Raw genomic sequence first — 19,966 nt, 5'->3', positions numbered from 1 at the left:
CAAAGCAGGCGTAACATGTTGCTTTTTTATTGCCTGTATAAGGTGGTATTATATTTGCTTTGCGCTGGTAACATTCTTAGTTATGAAATGTATTCTTTCTGTTCTGCTGTTAATGGCAACGGGCTTTTTTGCGCAGGCACAAAAGTTTAGTCTGGGGGTATTTGGTGGCTTGTCGGCCTATAACGGCGACCTCACCGAAAAAGCTTTTCCTAAAAAAGTAACCAACGGGGCCATTGGCATTACCGGCAACTATGAACTATTTCCCAAACTTACTTTAAGGGCCGGGTTTACCTATGCCGTTGTGGGCGGGGCTGACCGTTTCAGCGACAAGCCGGAACAACAGGCACGTAACCTGAGCTTTGAAACGGCCCTGTATGAGTTCAGTGCGGTAGGCGAGTATTATTTCTTCGACCTCGAGCGCCAGTTCTTCTCACCATACCTGATGGGTGGGGCTGCCGTATACCGCTTTAATCCCTACGCTTATTCCGATAACCAGAAAGTATACTTAAAACCCCTGAGTACCGAAGGGCAGGGTATTGCCGGCTACGAAAGCAGCAAACCTTATAGTCTTACCCAACTCGCCTTACCTTTTGGCGGCGGGGTAAAATTTGCCATCACCAATAACCTGCGCCTGGGTGTGGAGATCGGCTTCCGTAAGCTGTTTACCGATCACCTGGACGATGTAAGCGGCAATTATGTGGATGAGGCTGATCTGTTGGCTGCAAGGGGACCACTGGCCGTTAAAATGGCTTACCGTGGCAATGAATTACCCGGCGGGGATCTTTACCCGGCAAAAGGCGACCAGCGCGGAAGCCCCAAAGCCAACGACTGGTATTATTTCACCGGCTTGCACCTTACTTACAGGTTTGGCAGCGAAAAAGCGTTTAACCGCCGTAACCGTTTGGGTTGCCCGACGGTGCCGCTGTAAAAATAGGTATGTGAGTAATTAAGAGAGGTCCCGGGTTGATCCGAACCGGCCTGGGTTTATTGCTGCCTGAATGCAGAAGGTGAAATGCCCGTATGTTTTTTAAAAAATTTACTGAAAGCCGCTACAGAACTATAGTTCAGGGCTGTGCTTACGGTGGAAATATTATTATCAGGCATTTTTAATAATAACCGGGCTTCATTGATAAGTGTTTCCGAAAGTATATTACCCGGCGTTTTACCCGATATATTCTTGCACAGTTGAATCAGGTATTTTGGACTGATAAATAATTTGTCCGCATAAAATGAAAGGTCCTGTTGCGTTTTAAAATTGAACTGTACCAGTTTCATGAACTTCATAAACAATTCGTCTTCCCGCCCCAGGGCTTTTTTACGCACTAGCTGCCGGTTTTTAAAAAAGATATCGGCGGTTTCAAACAACAGGTTAAAAATAAGACTCTGTATGATCTGGTCCCGGAACAGGCTATCTTCCTTTGTCTTTTCGTAAATAATATCCAGCTTGTTCTTCAGTAACCGGAAGCCTTCTTTATCCAGCTCAATATGCGCCAGTGTATCAAAGCTAAAAAATCCAAGGTGTTCTAACTGTCTGGCATCAAGTATATTCTTCAGCAGAAAACTCTTTTCAAATACCAGCACTTTCGCCTTAAAGTTATCACTGTGTTCAAACACCTGTATCACCGTAGAGGGAATGGCGGCAAAAAAATGATTGGCTCTAATGCCTATCTCCTGGTTGTTTAAGGATATCCTGGCGGTGCCGGCAATACAAACAGCATAGATATAAAAATCTGCCCTGAAACCTTCTTCCGGGTGCATCACTAACCCTGCGCCTTCCGAAACAAAATAGGATTTATCCTGTTCTTCCTGCCCAAAGAGTTGTAAGGTCGTCCGGATATTTTTACTGGTGTTCGACAAAATACTTATATGCTTGTTTTCAACAAATGTATAATTCATAACGAACATTCAGCTAAACGTTTACAAATTTGTATAACCAACACACCGCCGGGGCACCGGTTATTGAGTCACCACCTGGTTTTTCGTGTTCCTTATTTTTAACTGCAGCAGTAAGGCTATCAGTACAAAACTTACAATGGTGATGATGCCTAAAGCCATCATCTGGGGCTGTATGTCCCGGAAGGTTCCGCCATACACCGATAATTTTCTGAAACCCTGCAGGAAATGTGTTAAGGGTAATATATCGGCAAACCGCTGTATCAGTACAGGCATACCTTCGAGGGGCCAGGTATAACCGCTTAAGATAAAGGAAGGCGTAGCCAGTACCATTAATAATTCAGTAGCTTTTAACTGGTTGGGTATGGCCAGCGAAAACAACATACCAATAAACATACAGGCCAGGCTGAACAGGGTAACCAGTGCTGCCATCTGTATGGAGAATACCGGTATATCAATACGGTAAATAAAATAAAAAGAACCTACCACCATCCACATGGCAGCTGTGAGTAACAGGAAAGGGGTAAGCTTTAATAAAATATGATAGAGTGATGACCGGCTGGTCTTAACAAGCTTATTAAAATAACCATCTTCAAAATCCCGGGCAAATACCAGTCCCAGCCCCAGGAAAATAACCTGTTGCATAATAGTTCCCAATATGCCGGGCAACATTAAATACAGGTAGTTGCCGGATGGGTTATAAAAACGGTTATAGTTTACTTTAAAGGGTTCATACCGTTGTAAGGCCGTAGCATGGTCCATACCGGCCTTCTTTAAACTTTCAATCTCCACACCGGCACTGAATGTTCCCAGTACGGTTTGTATGGCACGGCTGGCAAAATTAGCTGTTACCAGGTTGGCGGTATTAACATCCACCATCAGCTCGGGGTAACGTTTCTGTAAAATATCAGCTTCAAATTCTTTAGGAATACTAATAACCGATACATACTCTTTGGAGGGCATTTCGGCGGCAATATTACCCGCATCAAATTGTACTTTGGCCACAGTCAGGTTCTCATTATCATTCAATGCATCAATGATCTTTGCACTCATGGGTGTATTGTCCTCATCTATCACCACAATGGCCATCTCGGCCACTTTCCCCTTTTTATATACCTGTATAAACATCAGTCCATATAATACCGGTGCACCAAAGAAAATGGCTACCAGCACACTGTTGCTGAATATACGGCGGAACTCTGTTTTTATTAAGCTGATAAATTGTTTCATGGTAAATGTTTTTACGTTTACAATCCGTGACCGGGTAATTATTTGTCAAGTAATACCGAGCTGTTATTGTACAGGCCGGTTGCTTCAGCGGCATTATCCGGTAACACTTTCAGTTCATAAAAGCTCTCACCAATGGCACGATTGGGTGCTGTACTGGTATTATCGGCATACCGGGGTAACTGTTTTACCATGGCTATTTTGCCTTTTATTTTTTTATCGGTATTAGGAACAATCACCGTAACAGCAGTTCCTAACGGATAGGCATTGATGTTTTTCTCACCGATCGTAAAACGGAAATAAGGGTGAGCGGAATCATAACCATTAAAAAGGGTATAACCGGGTGTGGCCAGTTCACCTGCTTTTAAAGTAATGCTTTCAATGATCATATCGGCCGGTGCAATAATATAACGCTCACTGGCAGCGATCAATACTTCGTTACGGGCACCCATCGCTCTTTCTACCTGGCCTTTGGCACTGCGGATGGTCTCAGGGCGGGTACCCCTTGTTATTTCTTTCTGTTTTGCCTTAATGGCATTTACCTGTGCTTTGGCAGCAATGTATTTAGATTTTACCTCATCGTACTTTTGGGCAGGTACCAGGGAGTCGTTGAACATATTTTCCATACGCTGAAAAGATTGTTCGGCATATACCAGTTGCGCTTCGGCTGCATCCAGCTGGCTTTGTATCTGCATCAGCTGGTCGCCGGTAGCGCCGTTCTGTGCCAAGGAAAATTGTCCTTCTGCACTCAATATGGCGCCGTTAGCCTGTTCCAGTTTGGCCGCTATCTCGGGTACATCAATAATGGCCAGTGTATCGCCCTTGCTTACTGCCTGGCCTTCGTTTACAAAAATGGCAGCAATCCTGCCGGCGATCTTGGGTGCTACGGTGATGCTTTCCAGCTTTACCTTTCCTTCGGGTGCCACAGGCCGGTTATTATCGGAAGAGCAGGCCGTAAATAAAATACTGCCCAGTAATAAACTTGTTGCGAAATATCTTGCTTTCATGTTGTATATATTTACAGGTTTCTTTGTTTGTGGTTGAATGAAATACGGTTATAAATTTTTTAATAAAGAACCGTTCATGTCCGCCGCTTGCAGGGCGGCTCTGCGTTGTTCGTACAACGCCTGCTGGTACTCAAATTTTGCTGTTTCCAGATCGGTGATGGCATCCAATACTTCGGCCAGGTTGGTAAGGCCGTTGAGGTATTGTTTGTTGATAAAAGCATAAGTGTCTTCCGTCAACTGTACAGCCGCTTCTTTCCATTTTACTTTTTGCGCAGCCAGCTGGTAATCTTCTTTCAGTTTACTGTCCGCTAAGGCAAACATATCCTCTGCCGATCTTTTTTGTACTTCCAGTGATCTTCTTTGCAAGGCAGCTTTTTTAGCATTGTTACGGGCCTGTAAGCCGTCAAACACGTTCCATTGCAGGCGTACCCCGGCATACCATTTAGGTTCTAATAAGGACAGGTCTCTTTCCCTTAATTCATATTGACCAAAAGCTGCCAGCTTGGGAACATATTCCGATAAAGCCGCTTTCTCCTGGTACTTTGTGGCTTCTATGCCTTCGTCCAGGGCTTTAATTTCCGGACGCACTGTTGCATACTCCGCTGTTATGGCCGGTGTGGCCTGCAGGGTAGGATGTAGCTGTGCAATGGCTTCGGTACCTAAGCCGGTAAGCTGGTGCATCTTACTGTGCAGTACGGTTTTGCTGGTCTCGTTCTCCAGTTTTTTAACGGCCAGTTTCTGACGTGCCAGTTCAATACGTTTCCTTTCCAGCGGGGTGGCCAAACCGTTTTCAATGGCTTTATTCACAAAGCGGGTCTGTTCATCCAATATTTTTTCAGAGGCGGCCAGTATCGCATCGGAACTGTTTACCAGGGCCATTTTATCGTATACATCCGCAACATCCAGCCATAACCTGGTCTGTTGTTTTTGGGTAAGATGGTCAAATGATCTTTGCTGGTGCTGGTAAGCTTTTACACCGTTACTTATTTTAAAGCCACTGAATAACAACCATTGGCTGCTGACGGTGGTCTTAAAAATATCTTTCCGCTGAATGGGATCTACCGGCTGCAAAGGAATATTACCGGGTAAACTACTGTTAAAGCCCAGGCCCAGTTTTTCTTTAATTAACAGGGATTGTGTTCCCATCAATAACTGTTGCAGGTTCTCCGGGAAAACAATATCGTCATTCAGCCGGGTATAGGTGGCGTTAAAATTTACCTTTGGCAGGTAATTGAACCTGGCCGACTGTATATCAATAACAGCTTCCTCTTTTTTAAGCTGGTATAACTGCAGTGTGTCGTTCTTGGCAGCAGCATGCTCATACAAAAACTTTACCTCTTCGTTAAAGAGCTGGGCATTGGCGTTCAATCCGCTGATGCCAAGAAGGATGATTAAAATATTTTTTTTCATGTTCTCTGTCATTTGATACTGATGCAAAGGTGAAAAATAACGCGGCGGGGAATTTGTCCAAAAATCAAAATAGCTTGTCCAAAATGTATTTTTAAGGGCAGTCTTGACTTTTTTTACGTCAGGCACAGCACTAAATAATAGGGCCCGGCTTTGATCTTAGGCTTATTTTTGCAGTATGAATTTCATGGCTTCCATTGATATCAAACCGCTGGATATACCGGTTAAGTATGGTGATAAGTTGTTTTTGATCGGCTCCTGTTTTACCGAACATATTGGTAATGCATTGGGTGGTTTAAAGTACGATGTACTGCAAAATCCAAACGGTATATTGTTCGATCCGGCCAGTGTGGTTAACAGTATCATGAGTTATATCGAGAACAGGCAATACCAGCCGGAACAACTGTTCCTGCTGAATGAAGTATACAATAGCTGGGCGCACCATAGCCGTTTCTCTCATATTGATGCGGCTACAGCCATTGGCATAATCAATGATTCACAAAACCAGGCCCACCGGTTTTTACAGGAAGCAGACTGGGTGATCATTACCCTGGGGTCTTCTTTCAGTTATCGTTTACAGGAAGCAGCGCCGGGCCACAGTGCTGTTACAGGCCTAAAAAATGGAGTAGCCAATTGTCATCGTGCACCGCAGCAATGGTTTAACAAACATATGCTGGAGATAGAGGAGACCATTTCTTTGCTGGATAATTGTTATCACCGCTTAAAGAAATTCAATCCCAAGGTAAAGATCATCTTTACCGTTAGCCCGGTGCGGCATTTGCGGGATGGGGTAGTGGCCAATAACCGCAGTAAGGCCCGTTTAATTGAAGCAGTACACCATATGGTAAATAAATTTACCGACCTGTTTTATTTTCCTGCTTACGAACTGGTGATAGATGTATTAAGGGATTACCGTTTTTATGATATTGACCTGGCTCATCCCAATTACCAGGCTACGGAATATGTAATGCAACGGTTTACCGAAAGCTGTATTGATAAAACATCCCAGGCCTTAATGCAGGAGGTAAGACAACTCATCATAGCCCGTAATCACAAGGCATTCCAGCCTGAAACAGCCGCACATCGCCGTTTCCTCCAAAACCATGCAGCTAAAGCAAAAGCATTACAGGAAGCTCATCCTTTTTTAAACTTTACAGAAGAGATAAAGTATTTTGAAAACCAGGGAAGTGGATTGGATTGATGATGTAAGATTTGCGATTTATGAATTAAGAGTTATCAATGATGAATGATGAATGTTGAATGAGGAATTATTTTGCTTTTCACTAACCTCTTGAACGCTCTTAACCAATAACCATTAACCATTAACGTTGAACTGTTACGGGTCCTTGAACCTTTGAACTCTTGAACCTTGAACTTCCTGAACCTTCCGATGAACCATTAACTATCAACCATTAACCTTATTCACTAACCTCTTAAACTTTTGAACCTTGAACTTCTTGAACCCTCTCTTACTCAAACATCTCATACTTCGTCTTTGGTCTCCTTGCTTCCAGCCATTGAAAGCCTTCCAGGCGCATTTCTGAGGGCTTTTTATGACTCAAAGGCCAGATGGTGCCTGTAACCTGGCTGCGGAAAACAACCTTATCCAGTTCCTTCTCCACGAAATATATGTCCATAATATCGCTCTTCGTTTCATTAATGCCGGTATACGAGCTGTCGGCATCATCCCGCAGGTAATAAATACATTCGGCAAAGCCACGGGCACGAACCGAATCAATATTGCCATCAATAAAATAGCCATCCATACGGCGCGATTTTATCTGGTTATAAGCATCCGTATCCATCTTATTCACCATGAAACTGTTATCATAAGCTTCCACCTTTTCAGGTTTCTTGTTTTTGGTAAACAGGTGAATGGTATCGCCGGTTATCTGGCTGTTCTGCGCCCAGACTATCGGGTTATCATACAAACGGAATACGGAGTCTTTAAAGGAGTAGAACATGCTGTCACAAACTGCCTGTATGGAGTCGTTAAAGATGCGCACATTGCGGAACGCTTCAAAATACCGGTTGGTACTGTCCTTTTCACCAATGGCTGCTATCTTCAGTCCCGAAACGGTATCTACCACAATAGAATCCTGGGTACCGTACAATGCTGTTAACTTGGCGGTAAACAAGGTATCGGCCGTTATATAAATGGAATCGTTATCCTGTTTAACGATCATCAGGGGCTTTTGTGTTGCCAGTACGGCTTCCGTTGTTTTATTCTGGAAAATCTTATCACCGATAATGGTCACACCCTGTGCCGAATCTACAATCACACCACGGCCTGTTACCATATAAATACTGTCATTCTGCGTAATACGGTCACCCGTTACGGTACGTCTTCCCTTTGTATCTAATATAGTAGGTCTTTGCCCGAATTCGGCCTGCTTGGTCACCTGGTTGTAAAACCCTTCCCTGGTTTTAATAACATTCTGGCTGCTGTCTGTAATAGTGGTATAGGAAATAAACCGGGCGGTTCTTGATTCTGTATTATACAATAACGAATCGGTAACAATATTATAAGCAGGGTCTTTCAGTACCACATCCTTTTTAAAATAAACATCTTTCATGTCGGCATAATACCAGCCTTCCTTACTGGTTAAAACGGTTTTGCCGTTTACCACACGGCCACCTTTTTTGTAAATGCCAATATTGGTCATCATATCATATTCCAGGTCGGGGGTGGTCAATACGCCGTGACCATCTGATAACTTTACATTGCCATCTAAAAAAGCAAGTTGTTTATCTTCAAAATAACGGAGGTGATTGGCGGTAACTGTTGCTGTATCAGCATCCACAATGCGTACATTGCCCCATGCCTCAAACAATTTGGTGCGGTCATTCTTTACACAACTGTCGCAAAAGAAAAGGGTATTGCCCTGTTTCAGTTTTACATTTCCTGCAACAATGGTCAGCTGGGTGCTGTCGTCAACGGTTTGTAAGGTCAGCTGGCGGGTATGACTTAATATCTGTAATAAATTGGTGGTATCACCGGCAATGGTTACCTGTGCGTTGCCGTTACGATAAATTATGAGTAATAATGCAAACAGTACCAGTTTGGGTAAAGTTGCAAAAATGCCTTTTAAGGATTGTGAGGTCATATAACCGGTTATTTGGGTAGCGTGTCTTTTACTGCAGGCGAAGTTAAAGGACCGCTTTTATCTTTTCTTCCGAACACCGAAATATTAACGTAGCGTTTAGGATGTGCCCGCAGGTCATCCATCAATATCTCTGCGCTTAATATGGCATTATTTAACCGGTTATAGATTTGTTTGTCGTTAATTAAAGCGCCCAGCGTACCATCGGTACTTGACACTTTATTAACAACCGATTTAAGGTCAGTCAGCATAGCTTCAATAGTATTCACCATCTTATCCAGGTCAACCTTGGCCAGCCCGTCAGAAAACTTCTTGGCATTGCCTAAAATGGCATTGATGCTGTCATTATTTTTACGCAGGTTAGCGGTAATGGATTCCGTATTGCTCAGTGTTGCATTAATACCTTTACCGGCTTCACTTAATATCCCTTCCAGTTTAGCAGTACTGTTGTTTAAGTTACGTAAGGTACCTTGTAAATTAGCTTTTGTATCCCCTTCAAAAATGGAATTTACGTTTCCTAAAATAAGATTCAGTGAATCGATCGTATGTCCTACCTGGGTTAAAATGGGGTCCAGCTGTGGCGCCATCGCACTTAACATACCACCGGGACGGCTCATTGCTTTTATCTCGTTGCCGTATTTTATAAAATTAGTCTTATCATTCCCTTTTACAATGGCCAGGTTGGGGGTCGATAAAAGGCTGGGTTCAATATATATATAGGAGTCTGCCGGGATATTGATATCCTTGTCCAGGGCAATGGTCACTTTAATGGCGCTAACGTCCTTGTCCACATTCTCGGTTGCATACACTTTACCTACCTGCAGGCCTTTTATCTTAACAGCATTACCTTTGGCTAAGGCGCCAATATCATCAAAAATGGCGTATATCGTATTGGGATTGGAGAAGAGGTCCTTACCTTTTAAAAAATTAAAGCCAATAATCAACAGGGCCAGGGTTACAATAACCAGTAAGCCTACTTTTGTTTCGTTGTTAATCTTCATATAAGTCGTTTCGCGGTTAACTAGCAATAGCTAACAGAGTGCCAAAATAGCCATTTATTGGCAAAAATAGCGAAGTAAATGGGTTTTAAGCAGTTATCAGGGGCTTTCAGCTGCAGTTCCCTGGTCGGCAACGGTCCCCGCTTTACACTGCAAGTCCGCCACAACCCACCGCACAAACCTTCAGCGGGCTTTCCGCTGCAATCGGGCAGCCGCCCGGCTATATACCTGCATCATCCTGATTCATCAATCCTCATTCATAATTCATAATTCATCATTCATCATTGAAAAAAAGGCATTTCATTAATGTGTATTTCTTACATATTAATCCTTATCTTGCTGTACAAATTTAAACGATTGTCATGTCAGCTCCATCTTCTTTAGCCACCAAACCAAGGCTATCGCTTGCCCAGATCATTAATATGAGCGTTGGTTTCTTTGGTATCCAGTTTGCGTTTGGGTTACAGAACGCCAATGTCAGCCGCATTTTTCAAACCCTGGGTGCATCGGTCGAAAGCATCCCGGTATTGTGGATCGCTGCGCCTATCACCGGTTTACTCATCCAGCCATTGATCGGGCATTTCAGCGATAAAACATGGCTGGGTAAGTGGGGCAGGAGAAGACCCTATTTTATGCTGGGCTCCATATTTGCAGCCCTGGCCTTATTTATTTTTCCCAATGTAGGTGGCCTCTGGATGGCAGCCATTATGTTATGGATGCTGGACGCCGCCATCAATGTGTCCATGGAGCCATTCCGGGCCTTTGTAGGCGATATGTTACCCGATTCGCAACGTACCACCGGTTTCGCTATGCAGAGTTTTTTCATTGGCCTGGGAGCCGTTATTTCTTCCTTATTACCTTATATACTCACCAAACTCGGGGTAGCCAATGAAGCTGCGGAAGGTGTGATCCCCGATTCAATAAAAATTTCTTTTGTAACAGGAGCGGTTGTTTTTTTAACGGCCATTGCCTATACCGTATTTACAACAAAAGAATATTCACCGCAACAACTGAAATCATTTGGTGAAATAGACGCCATCAACGAAGTAAACATTAAAACGCCTGCTAAAAAATTTTATAACAAAGGTATCTGGTGGCTGGTAGCGGGGCTGGTATTATCTGCTATCCTGTATTACAATAATCTCAATAATGAGCAGCCGCTGGAAAAAGAGCTGTACATACTATCCCTAGGCATAGCTGCTTTCGGTTTATTTCAAATACTGGCAGGCCTTTTACACCGGGGTAATAAATCCAGCGGTTTTGTAGAAATTATGGACGACCTTAATTTTTTACCGGACACTATGAAAAAGCTGGCGGTAGTACAATTCTTCTCCTGGTTTGCTTTATTTGCTATGTGGATCTATACAACTTCGGCGCTTTCACAACATTTATCCGGTACAACCGACCCTACCTCCAAAGCCTACAACGATATGGGTAACTGGGTAGGTGTATTATTCGGCGCTTATAACCTGTTCGCAGCTGTACTGGCATTCCTGTTGCCCGTACTGGCTAAAAAGTTTTCCCGTCCTGTAACCCATATGATCGCACTGATAGCAGGTGGTCTGGGGCTGATCTCTTTTTATTTCATAAAAAATGAAGACTGGCTATTGCTGAGTATGGTGGGCGTAGGCTTTGCCTGGAGCAGTATCCTCGCTATGCCTTATGCCATGTTGACCAAATCCCTGCCTCCTCAAAAAATGGGTGTGTACATGGGTATATTTAATTTCTTCATTGTTATTCCGCAAATACTGGCAGCCACCATCCTGGGCGTATTAACCAAACATATGTTCGGCGGCAATACTATCGATACAATAGTTTTAGGAGGTGTATCATTAATAGTAGCAGCCTTATTTACTTTACGTATTAAAGACAAATAGGACCATTATGAGAAAACATTTTTTACTTTGTTTCTGTAGCAGTTTTATATTGTTGGTTTGCTTATACGCCCAGCCCACACTTTATCCTACCAACTGGTTTACCGGCTTAAAAGATAATAACCTGCAGTTAATGGTGCGTGGCGAGGGAGTGGCCAATAAAGTGCCCATGATCAAAATGCCTGCTGCCGGTATGCAGCTGGCAGAGGGTATGACACTGAAAAGTATTCAGCGTACGGATAATCCCAATTATATTTTTCTCAATATTGTTATCAGTGCTGCCGCAAAACCGGGTGTGCGCAAAATCCAGCTGGGGCCAAAAGATAAGGGCCTGCAGTTTAATTATGAACTGGTACAAAAAAATAAACAAAACGGTAAAACCCGTACCCAGGGTGTATCAGCGGCAGATTTTGTATACCTGCTCATGCCCGACCGTTTTGCCAACGGTGATCCCGGTAATGATATAATTCCCGGTTACCGGTCCAATACCAGCGACAGGACCAATAAATACGACCGGCATGGCGGCGATTTCAAAGGCATAGAAAAAAACTTTGGTTACCTGAAGCAATTGGGCATTACAACCATCTGGATGACGCCTATCCTGGAAAACAATGTGACCATGATGCATGAATGGGGAAACAATGTGGCCGGCTATCATGGCTATTGGTTTACCGATCATTACGAAATTGATAAACGTTTTGGTGGCAATGAGGGCTATAAAGCTTTCTGCGATAATGCCCACCAGAACGGCTTTAAGGTTATACAGGATGCAGTATACAACCATATCAGTAAGGAACATTGGATCTACCTCGATCCGCCGGCAAAGGACTGGATCAATAACTGGCCGGTTTTCCAGGGCCCTAATCACCGCGAGGAAGTGCTTTTTGATCCCTATGCTTCTGCCTATGACAAAAAGGTAATGCTGGATGGCTGGTTCGTAGATCATTTGCCCGATCTTAACCAACGCAACCCCGAACTGGCTAAGTACCTGATACAACATGCTATCTGGTCAACCGAAACCTATGGCATTGACAGCTGGCGGGTAGATACCTATAAATATTGTGATGAAGCTTTTATGAACGAGGTGAACAAAGCCTTGTACCGCGAGTTCCCCAATATTACCATACTGGGCGAGGCCTGGGTAAACAGCGTCATCGGCAACGCCTATTTTACCCAGAACAATATGGGCAATATCTTTAAACACAACGCCAATGGTATCATCGACTTCCAAACCTGCTTTGCCATGTTATCGGGCATGAACAGGGCCGAAGGCTGGATGGACGGGGTAAATAAATTATATACCACCCTGGCACAGGATATCGTGTATAAGAACCCAATGAACAACTTATTGTTCCTGGATAACCATGACATGGATCGTGTATATTCTGTGGTAGGCGAGGACTGGGGCAAATTTAAAATGGGCATCAACTGGTTGTTAACCCTGCGGGGTATTCCGCAGATATACTATGGCACGGAAATACTCATGAAAAACTTTAAAAATCCCAATGATGCCATGGTAAGGGAGGATTTCCCGGGAGGCTGGGCGGATGATAAGGTGAATAAATTTACTGCAGCAGGTCGTACACCCAAAGAAGACAGTGCTTATACTTATATGAGTAAGCTGGCTAACTTCAGAAAAACAGCGCCTGCAATTACACAGGGCAAACTGATGCAATACATCCCGTCCAATGGCTTGTATGTGTACTATCGTTATACAGACCGGCAATCGGTAGTGGTATTATCACATACCGGCAAGGAAGCGGCCAAACCTAACTGGGGTAATATGCAGGAAAGGATAGCAGGTTTCAGTAAACTAAAAGATGTGGTAACCGGTAAGGTCATCAGTCTGCAGGACCTTACTCTACAGCCCGGCGATAGTTATGTAATGGAGCTGCTGCCCTGATGATATAGTAATAAATATACAGTTAACACAAGGGGATGCTTCATCCGTTCGGTGTTGTTCATAATTTGTTTAAAATCAATTTTTTATATTTAAATACTTAGGTGTCTTATAGTTATATATTACATTAAAACTGAAAAAATATATAGTAATTATTTTTAAAGTATTGTATAGTTTTCAAACTAATTGTATTTTGTTACTTTTGCGGCGCAATACCATTAATTAATTGTTTGATATTGTGTTATTTGAACAGGTATTGTAACAAAGCAATAAGTTTATGCGAGCTATACAAATGGTGGATACAAAGACCCAGTATCTGAAAATAAAAAATGAAGTGGACGCGGCGGTGCTGAAAGTAATGGATAGCAGCGCCTTTATTAATGGTAAGGATGTCCAGGACTTTGCCCTTAACCTGTCACAATACCTGGGTGTTAAACATACCATACCCTGCGCTAACGGAACCGATGCCCTGCAGATCGCATTAATGGCATTGGGATTAAAACCCGGCGACGAAGTAATTACCCCTTCTTTTACTTTTATTGCTACTACCGAAGTAATTGCTTTGTTACAATTAACACCGGTGTTTGTGGAAGTAGATAAAGATACTTTCTGTATCACGCCTGAAGCTATTGAAAAAGCCATCACTCCTAAAACAAAGGCCATTGTGCCGGTTCACCTGTACGGTCAGGCTGCACCCATGGAGGCTATTATGGCAATTGCCCAAAAACATAATTTATATGTTATCGAAGATAATGCCCAGGCCATTGGCTGCGATTATACTTTTTCGGATGGCACCGTAAAAAAAACTGGTAATATCGGGCATATCAGCGCTACCTCATTTTATCCCTCCAAAAACTTAGGTGCTTTTGGTGATGGTGGCGCCATCTTCACCAATGATGATGCGTTAGCCGAAAAATTAAAACGTATTGCCAATCATGGGCAGAGCAAACGCTATTACCACGATGAAGTAGGTTGTAACAGCCGTCTCGATTCTATCCAGGCCGCTATCTTAAATATTAAACTGCAACACCTGGATGAATATAATACCGCCCGCAGGGCTGTGGCCGCTTACTATGATGCAGCATTTGCCAATCATCCCAAAATAAAAACACCGGTGCAGGCATCCTATGCCAAACATGTGTATCACCAGTACACCGTATTGCTGGAAAACAGTACGGTTCGTGAAAACCTGAATAAATACCTGGCTGAACAGGGTATTCCTTCCATGATCTATTACCCGGTACCCGGTCACAAACAAAAAATGTTTGATCAGTTAGGGGTGACCAACCAGGAAATGGAAGTGACGGACTGGCTGACAGAGCGGGTGATATCATTACCTATCCATACCGAAATGGATGAAGAACAATTGTCATTTATTACTAATCATATATTAACCTTTCTAAACCAGCCCATTTAATATGAAAATTGCAGTTATTGGTACCGGCTATGTCGGCCTAGTTACCGGAACATGTTTTGCGGAAACAGGTAACAATGTTATTTGTGTAGACATAGATGTGACCAAAGTTCAAAAATTAACCAATGGTGAGATCACCATTTATGAACCCGGACTTGAAAAATTATTCCTGAGAAATTTAAAAGAAGACCGTTTAAACTTTACCACCGATTTAACGGAAGGTATTAAGGACGCTGAGATCATTTTCCTGGCTCTACCCACGCCTCCCGGTGAAGACGGATCCGCGGATCTGAAGTATATCCTGGGCGTTTCGGAGGAATTAGGTAAAATCCTGACGGACTATAAAGTGATCGTTGATAAAAGCACCGTGCCTGTAGGTACTGCTGCAAAAGTTAAAGCGGCGATTGAAAAAAATTATAAAGGTGAATTTGATGTAGTGAGCAACCCCGAGTTTTTAAGAGAGGGTGTAGCGGTGGACGATTTTATGAAGCCTGACCGTGTAGTGATTGGTGCATCCAGCGAAAGGGCCAGAAATGTAATGGGGCAATTATACGCTCCCTTTGTTCGCCAGGGTAACCCGGTGATCTATATGGATGAAAAATCTGCCGAGCTGACCAAATATGCGGCTAATTCATTCCTGGCTACCAAAATTTCGTTCATGAACGAGATCGCACAATTATGTGAACTGTTAGGAGCTGATGTGGACCAGGTTCGTAAAGGGGTAGGTAGTGATGAAAGGATCGGTCGCCGTTTCTTATTCCCCGGTATTGGTTATGGCGGCAGCTGTTTCCCCAAAGATGTACAGGCCCTGGTAAAATCATCGGTTGAGGTAAACTATGATTTCCAGATATTAAATGCAGTGATGGATGTGAACGAAAAACAAAAACTGCATTTAATGCCAAAGATCAATGCCTACTTTAATAATGATTTAAAAGGTAAACATTTTGCATTGTGGGGATTGGCGTTTAAACCTAATACAGATGATATCCGCGAAGCCCCGGCTTTGTATATGATCGATGAACTAGTAAAAGCCGGCGCAACGGTATCGGTATTTGATCCTGAGGCTATGAACAATGTGAAAAAACTGCTGGGAGATAAAGTTGAATATGCCGAAAATCAATATGCAGCGTTGAACAATGCCGATGCGTTGATCATTGCTACGGAATGGAATGAGTTCAGAACGCCTGATTTTTTAAAGATCGTTACCTCTTTAAAAAATAAAGTCATTTTTGACGGCAGAAATTTATTTGAAACAAAAGCTATTAAAGAATTAGGCTTTCATTACGAAAGTGTAGGCCGTGCAACCGTAAACTAATCATTTATGAAAAGAGTTTTAATTACCGGTGCCGCCGGCTTTCTAGGGTCACATTTATGTGACCGGTTTATAAAGGAAGGTTACCATGTTATTGCCATGGACAACCTGATCACGGGCGATTTAAAAAACATTGAACATTTATTCCAGCTGGAGCAGTTTGAATTTTATCACCATGATGTGAGCAAATTCATACATATCAGTGGTGACCTGGACTATATCCTTCATTTTGCTTCACCGGCCAGTCCTATTGATTATTTAAAAATACCTATTCAAACCCTTAAGGTGGGTGCAATGGGTACCCATAACTGTTTAGGATTGGCTAAGGCAAAAGGTGCCTGCATACTGGTGGCTTCTACCAGTGAAATATATGGCGACCCGCTGGTGCACCCGCAATCAGAAGAGTATTGGGGTAATGTAAATCCTGTTGGTCCCCGCGGTGTATATGATGAGGCTAAAAGGTATATGGAGTCCATTACCATGGCTTATAACAGCTTTCACCAGGTAGAAACCAGGATCGTAAGGATATTTAATACCTATGGTCCGCGTATGCGTTTGAACGATGGCAGGGCTTTACCGGCATTCATTGGCCAGGCTTTGCGGGGTGAGGATCTGACCGTGTTCGGTGACGGATCACAAACCCGTAGCTTTTGTTATGTAAACGACCTGGTAGAGGGTATTTACAGGTTATTACTGAGCGATTATCATTTGCCGGTAAATATTGGCAATCCCAATGAGATATCATTGAAAGATTTTGCCGAAGAAGTGCTGGCTTTAACCGGTAATACAGTAAAAATTGTTTACAAGCCTTTGCCGGTGGATGATCCCAAGCAACGGCAGCCGAATATTGAAAAAGCCAAAACAATCCTGGGCTGGGAACCTAAGGTTGACCGCAAGGAAGGTTTGAAACTTACCTATGAATATTTTAAATCACTTCCCGAATCCGAATGGTATAAACAACCGAAGGAATTTAACAGTATAAAATAAAACACCTCATTTTAGTAATATCATGTACGATCAGATTGTAAATAAGAAAGAGAAGCTGGCGGTAATAGGATTAGGATATGTAGGCCTTCCTATTGCTTTGGAGTTTGCAAAAAAGACAACTGTAATAGGCTTTGATATCAATGAAGAAAGAGTTGCATTAATGCAACAAGGTATAGATCCCAGTAAAGAATTGGAAAAAGAAGCCTTTGAAGGTTGTGATATTACTTTCACTACTTCTCTGGAAAAACTGAAGGAAGCGAAGTTTTTCATAGTTGCAGTACCTACACCGGTTGATGAGCATAATGTTCCGGATTTAACACCGGTGACCAAGGCTTCAGAAACCATTGGTAAAGTGATTAAAAAAGGTGATTACGTAGTTTTCGAATCAACTGTTTATCCTGGCTGTACTGAAGAGGATTGTCTGCCTATTATTGAGGAAATATCGGGCTTAAAAAATATAACTGATTTTAAACTGGGCTATTCACCTGAGCGCATTAACCCGGGGGATAAGGAGCATACCCTTGCCAGCATCATTAAAGTCGTTTCAGGTTGTGACGAAGAATCGCTGGAAGTAATAGCCAAGGTATATGAGCTGGTAGTTACTGCCGGTGTGCACCGTGCTTCTTCCATTAAGGTGGCCGAAGCGGCAAAGATCATTGAGAATACACAGCGTGACCTGAATATAGCCCTGATGAATGAGCTCTCTATTATTTTCAATAAACTGAACATTAATACTTACGAAGTACTGGAAGCGGCAGGTACCAAATGGAATTTTTTAAAGTTCCAGCCAGGACTTGTGGGCGGGCATTGCATTGGCGTTGATCCGTATTACCTTACCTATAAGGCGAGTGAATTAGGTTATGATGCCGAAGTAATATTGGCCGGACGCAACATCAACGATAATATGGCAAAATATGTTGCCAATAATGTGGTACAGCATATTATTAAAAACTCCAACGATGTAAAATCGGCAAAGGTTTTAGTGAAAGGTGCCACTTTTAAAGAGAATGTAAGTGATATACGTAACTCCAAAGTGGCCGATGTGGTGAAAGCTTTAAAAGCCTTTCATTTAAATGTGGATGTGGAAGATCCTTATGCCAGTTCGGAGGAGTTGCAACATGAATATGGTTTTGAGCTGACTAAAGATATTGCAGCGGATTATGATGCGGTAATTGTAACCGTACCGCATAAGGAATATGTTAAGCTGGACGATGCTTATTTTACCAGTATCACAAAACCGGAAGCGTTGGTGGTTGACCTGAAAGGTGTATTTAGAAAGAAAATTAGTTCACGAAATTACTGGAGTTTATAATATGCCTTTTTTTGAAACAGGAATAGCTAATTTACTCGTATTTGAACCCAGGGTATTTGAAGATAGCCGGGGTTATTTCTTTGAAGCTTATAATAGTGCAATTCATAAACAACAGGGACTTACCTACCAGTTTATACAGGATAATCAGTCTTCCTCCAGTTATGGGGTGATCAGGGGCCTGCATTACCAGCTAAACCCGCATGGCCAGACCAAGATGGTAAGGGCTATTGTGGGTACTATCTATGATGTGGCTGTTGACCTGCGTAAAGGGTCTCCGACTTTTGGACAATATTTTGGTATTGAATTATCGGCCGCAAACAAAAAACAATTGGTGATCCCGGTTGGTTTTGCACACGGCTTTTCCGTATTGACAGAAAAGGCAGAAGTACTATACAAGTGCGATGGACTGTACAATAAAGAAAGCGAAGGCGGCATTATTTATAATGACCCTGCATTGAATATTAACTGGCAGGTACCACTGGATAAAGCCATTATATCGGATAAGGACCTGGTGCTTCCTACTTTAGACGCCTGTAAAAACAACTTCACTTTTTAGTATGCCTGCATTACCCAAAATACTGGTTACCGGTGCTAACGGGCAACTGGGCACAGAGATCCATGAATTGTCTGCGGCTTATCCTGCTTACGAATGGATATTCTGTACCCGTGAACAAATGCCGCTGGATGATGAAAAGACGTGTATTGATTTTTTAGCAGCTACCCAGCCACAGTTTGTAGTGAACTGCGCCGCTTATACGGCCGTGGACAAGGCCGAATTACCGGAAGAAAAAGACAGCCTGTTCGCCATTAATGCCACCACTGTAAAAGCAATCGCCGCTTTTTGTAAGGACAACAATACCCGCTTCATACATATTTCCACCGATTATGTTTTTGCCGGTACCGGCAGCGTACCCTATAAAGAAACCGACCCTACTGACCCGGTAAATATATACGGCGCTTCTAAATTAGCGGGCGAGCAATATATCACAGCTGTTAACAGCGATGCGGTTATTATCCGTACGGCATGGGTATACTCCCGTTACGGAAAGAACTTTGTAAAGACGATGCTGCGCTTAATGCTGGAAAAAACGGCTATCAGTGTGGTGAATGATCAAATAGGTACTCCCACTTATGCGGCCGACCTGGCACAGGCCATCATCACTATCATCAATACTGCGGAATGGCATCCCGGCATCTATCATTTCAGCAATGAAGGCATTATTTCCTGGTTCAACTTTGCTGTGGCCATTAAAGAATTAAGCAACAGCAATTGTACGGTGAATGCTATTCCCACTACCAGCTTTCCAACACCTGCTAAAAGGCCTGCTTACTCTGTGCTGGATAAAACAAAGATCAAGACCACTTTTGGTATACATATTAATGACTGGCGGGAAAGCCTTGCTGTTTGTTTGCAGAAAATGCAGAACAACTAGGCTACGGCATCATGGCTGAAGCCGGTAAAATAAAGCAATAACAACCATTATCAGCCGTTTATACAATGAGCCGGCTATTTTAACCTTTCAGGAGGCAT

16 protein-coding genes are annotated in these 19,966 nt (G+C 42.9%); 10 read left to right on the top strand and 6 right to left on the bottom strand.

Annotated features, from left to right (window positions below):
* Positions 1–82: 82 nt before the first annotated feature.
* Positions 83–928 carry a type IX secretion system protein PorG gene (porG, locus tag ACFS6H_RS17645; protein ID WP_386102076.1) on the top strand — a complete coding sequence of 282 codons (846 nt, stop codon included), beginning with the start codon at positions 83–85 and terminating at the stop codon, positions 926–928.
* Between the two features lie 56 nt (positions 929–984).
* On the opposite strand, the gene ACFS6H_RS17640 is transcribed toward porG, so the two are convergent.
* From ACFS6H_RS17640 to ACFS6H_RS17625, 4 genes are all read right to left on the bottom strand, one after another.
* Positions 985–1,857: a helix-turn-helix domain-containing protein gene (locus ACFS6H_RS17640; protein WP_386102073.1), complete on the bottom strand. Its 873-nt coding sequence runs from the start codon at positions 1,855–1,857 to the stop codon at positions 985–987.
* A 99-nt stretch (positions 1,858–1,956) separates the two neighbouring features.
* Complete coding sequence (locus ACFS6H_RS17635; RefSeq protein WP_386102070.1) at positions 1,957–3,123, bottom strand: ABC transporter permease; 1,167 nt, start codon at positions 3,121–3,123, stop codon at positions 1,957–1,959.
* Between the two features lie 38 nt (positions 3,124–3,161).
* Positions 3,162–4,127, bottom strand: a complete 966-nt coding sequence (locus ACFS6H_RS17630) for an HlyD family secretion protein (RefSeq protein WP_386102067.1) — start codon at positions 4,125–4,127, stop codon at positions 3,162–3,164.
* A gap of 48 nt (positions 4,128–4,175) precedes the next feature.
* On the bottom strand, positions 4,176–5,537 hold the full coding sequence (locus ACFS6H_RS17625; protein ID WP_386102064.1) for a TolC family protein: 1,362 nt from the start codon (positions 5,535–5,537) through the stop codon (positions 4,176–4,178).
* Between the two features lie 175 nt (positions 5,538–5,712).
* Here ACFS6H_RS17625 and ACFS6H_RS17620 point away from each other — a divergent pair, with 175 nt between their 5' ends.
* Positions 5,713–6,735 carry a GSCFA domain-containing protein gene (locus ACFS6H_RS17620; RefSeq protein WP_386102061.1) on the top strand — a complete coding sequence of 341 codons (1,023 nt, stop codon included), beginning with the start codon at positions 5,713–5,715 and terminating at the stop codon, positions 6,733–6,735.
* Between the two features lie 268 nt (positions 6,736–7,003).
* Here the strand turns inward: ACFS6H_RS17620 and ACFS6H_RS17615 are convergent, their stop codons facing one another.
* Both ACFS6H_RS17615 and ACFS6H_RS17610 read right to left on the bottom strand, forming a co-directional pair.
* The gene (locus ACFS6H_RS17615; protein ID WP_386102058.1) at positions 7,004–8,641 is read right to left on the bottom strand and encodes an OstA-like protein; all 1,638 of its coding nucleotides are present in this window, start codon (positions 8,639–8,641) and stop codon (positions 7,004–7,006) included.
* 8 nt (positions 8,642–8,649) lie between these two features.
* The gene (locus ACFS6H_RS17610; protein WP_386102055.1) at positions 8,650–9,639 is read right to left on the bottom strand and encodes an MlaD family protein; all 990 of its coding nucleotides are present in this window, start codon (positions 9,637–9,639) and stop codon (positions 8,650–8,652) included.
* 359 nt (positions 9,640–9,998) lie between these two features.
* On the opposite strand from ACFS6H_RS17610, the gene ACFS6H_RS17605 reads away from it, so the two are divergent.
* The 8 genes from ACFS6H_RS17605 (at position 9,999) to rfbD (ending at position 19,868) form a co-directional block, all read left to right on the top strand.
* Entirely contained in the window at positions 9,999–11,513 is a 1,515-nt protein-coding gene (locus ACFS6H_RS17605; RefSeq protein ID WP_386102052.1) for an MFS transporter, read from the top strand.
* Between the two features lie 7 nt (positions 11,514–11,520).
* On the top strand, positions 11,521–13,413 hold the full coding sequence (locus ACFS6H_RS17600) for an alpha-amylase family glycosyl hydrolase (RefSeq protein WP_386102049.1): 1,893 nt from the start codon (positions 11,521–11,523) through the stop codon (positions 13,411–13,413).
* A gap of 274 nt (positions 13,414–13,687) precedes the next feature.
* Entirely contained in the window at positions 13,688–14,827 is a 1,140-nt protein-coding gene (locus tag ACFS6H_RS17595) for a DegT/DnrJ/EryC1/StrS family aminotransferase (RefSeq protein WP_386102046.1), read from the top strand.
* Position 14,828: 1 nt separating this feature from the next.
* Positions 14,829–16,139 (top strand): UDP-glucose dehydrogenase family protein, encoded by a 1,311-nt coding sequence (locus ACFS6H_RS17590; protein WP_386102043.1) that lies wholly within the window; start codon positions 14,829–14,831, stop codon positions 16,137–16,139.
* A 6-nt stretch (positions 16,140–16,145) separates the two neighbouring features.
* The gene (locus tag ACFS6H_RS17585; RefSeq protein WP_386102040.1) at positions 16,146–17,123 is read left to right on the top strand and encodes a UDP-glucuronic acid decarboxylase family protein; all 978 of its coding nucleotides are present in this window, start codon (positions 16,146–16,148) and stop codon (positions 17,121–17,123) included.
* Between the two features lie 22 nt (positions 17,124–17,145).
* Positions 17,146–18,435, top strand: coding sequence for a nucleotide sugar dehydrogenase (locus ACFS6H_RS17580; RefSeq protein ID WP_386102037.1), 1,290 nt, complete (start codon positions 17,146–17,148; stop codon positions 18,433–18,435).
* A gap of 1 nt (position 18,436) precedes the next feature.
* Positions 18,437–18,991, top strand: coding sequence for a dTDP-4-dehydrorhamnose 3,5-epimerase (gene rfbC / locus ACFS6H_RS17575; protein ID WP_386102034.1), 555 nt, complete (start codon positions 18,437–18,439; stop codon positions 18,989–18,991).
* Between the two features lies 1 nt (position 18,992).
* Complete coding sequence (gene rfbD, locus ACFS6H_RS17570) at positions 18,993–19,868, top strand: dTDP-4-dehydrorhamnose reductase (RefSeq protein WP_386102031.1); 876 nt, start codon at positions 18,993–18,995, stop codon at positions 19,866–19,868.
* Positions 19,869–19,966 lie beyond the last annotated feature (98 nt).

Source organism: Terrimonas rubra (genome assembly GCF_042686025.1).
Lineage (GTDB): Bacteria > Bacteroidota > Bacteroidia > Chitinophagales > Chitinophagaceae > Terrimonas > Terrimonas rubra.
Note: the sequence above shows the minus strand (reverse complement) of the source record. Positions and strands in the feature narration are given on the sequence as shown.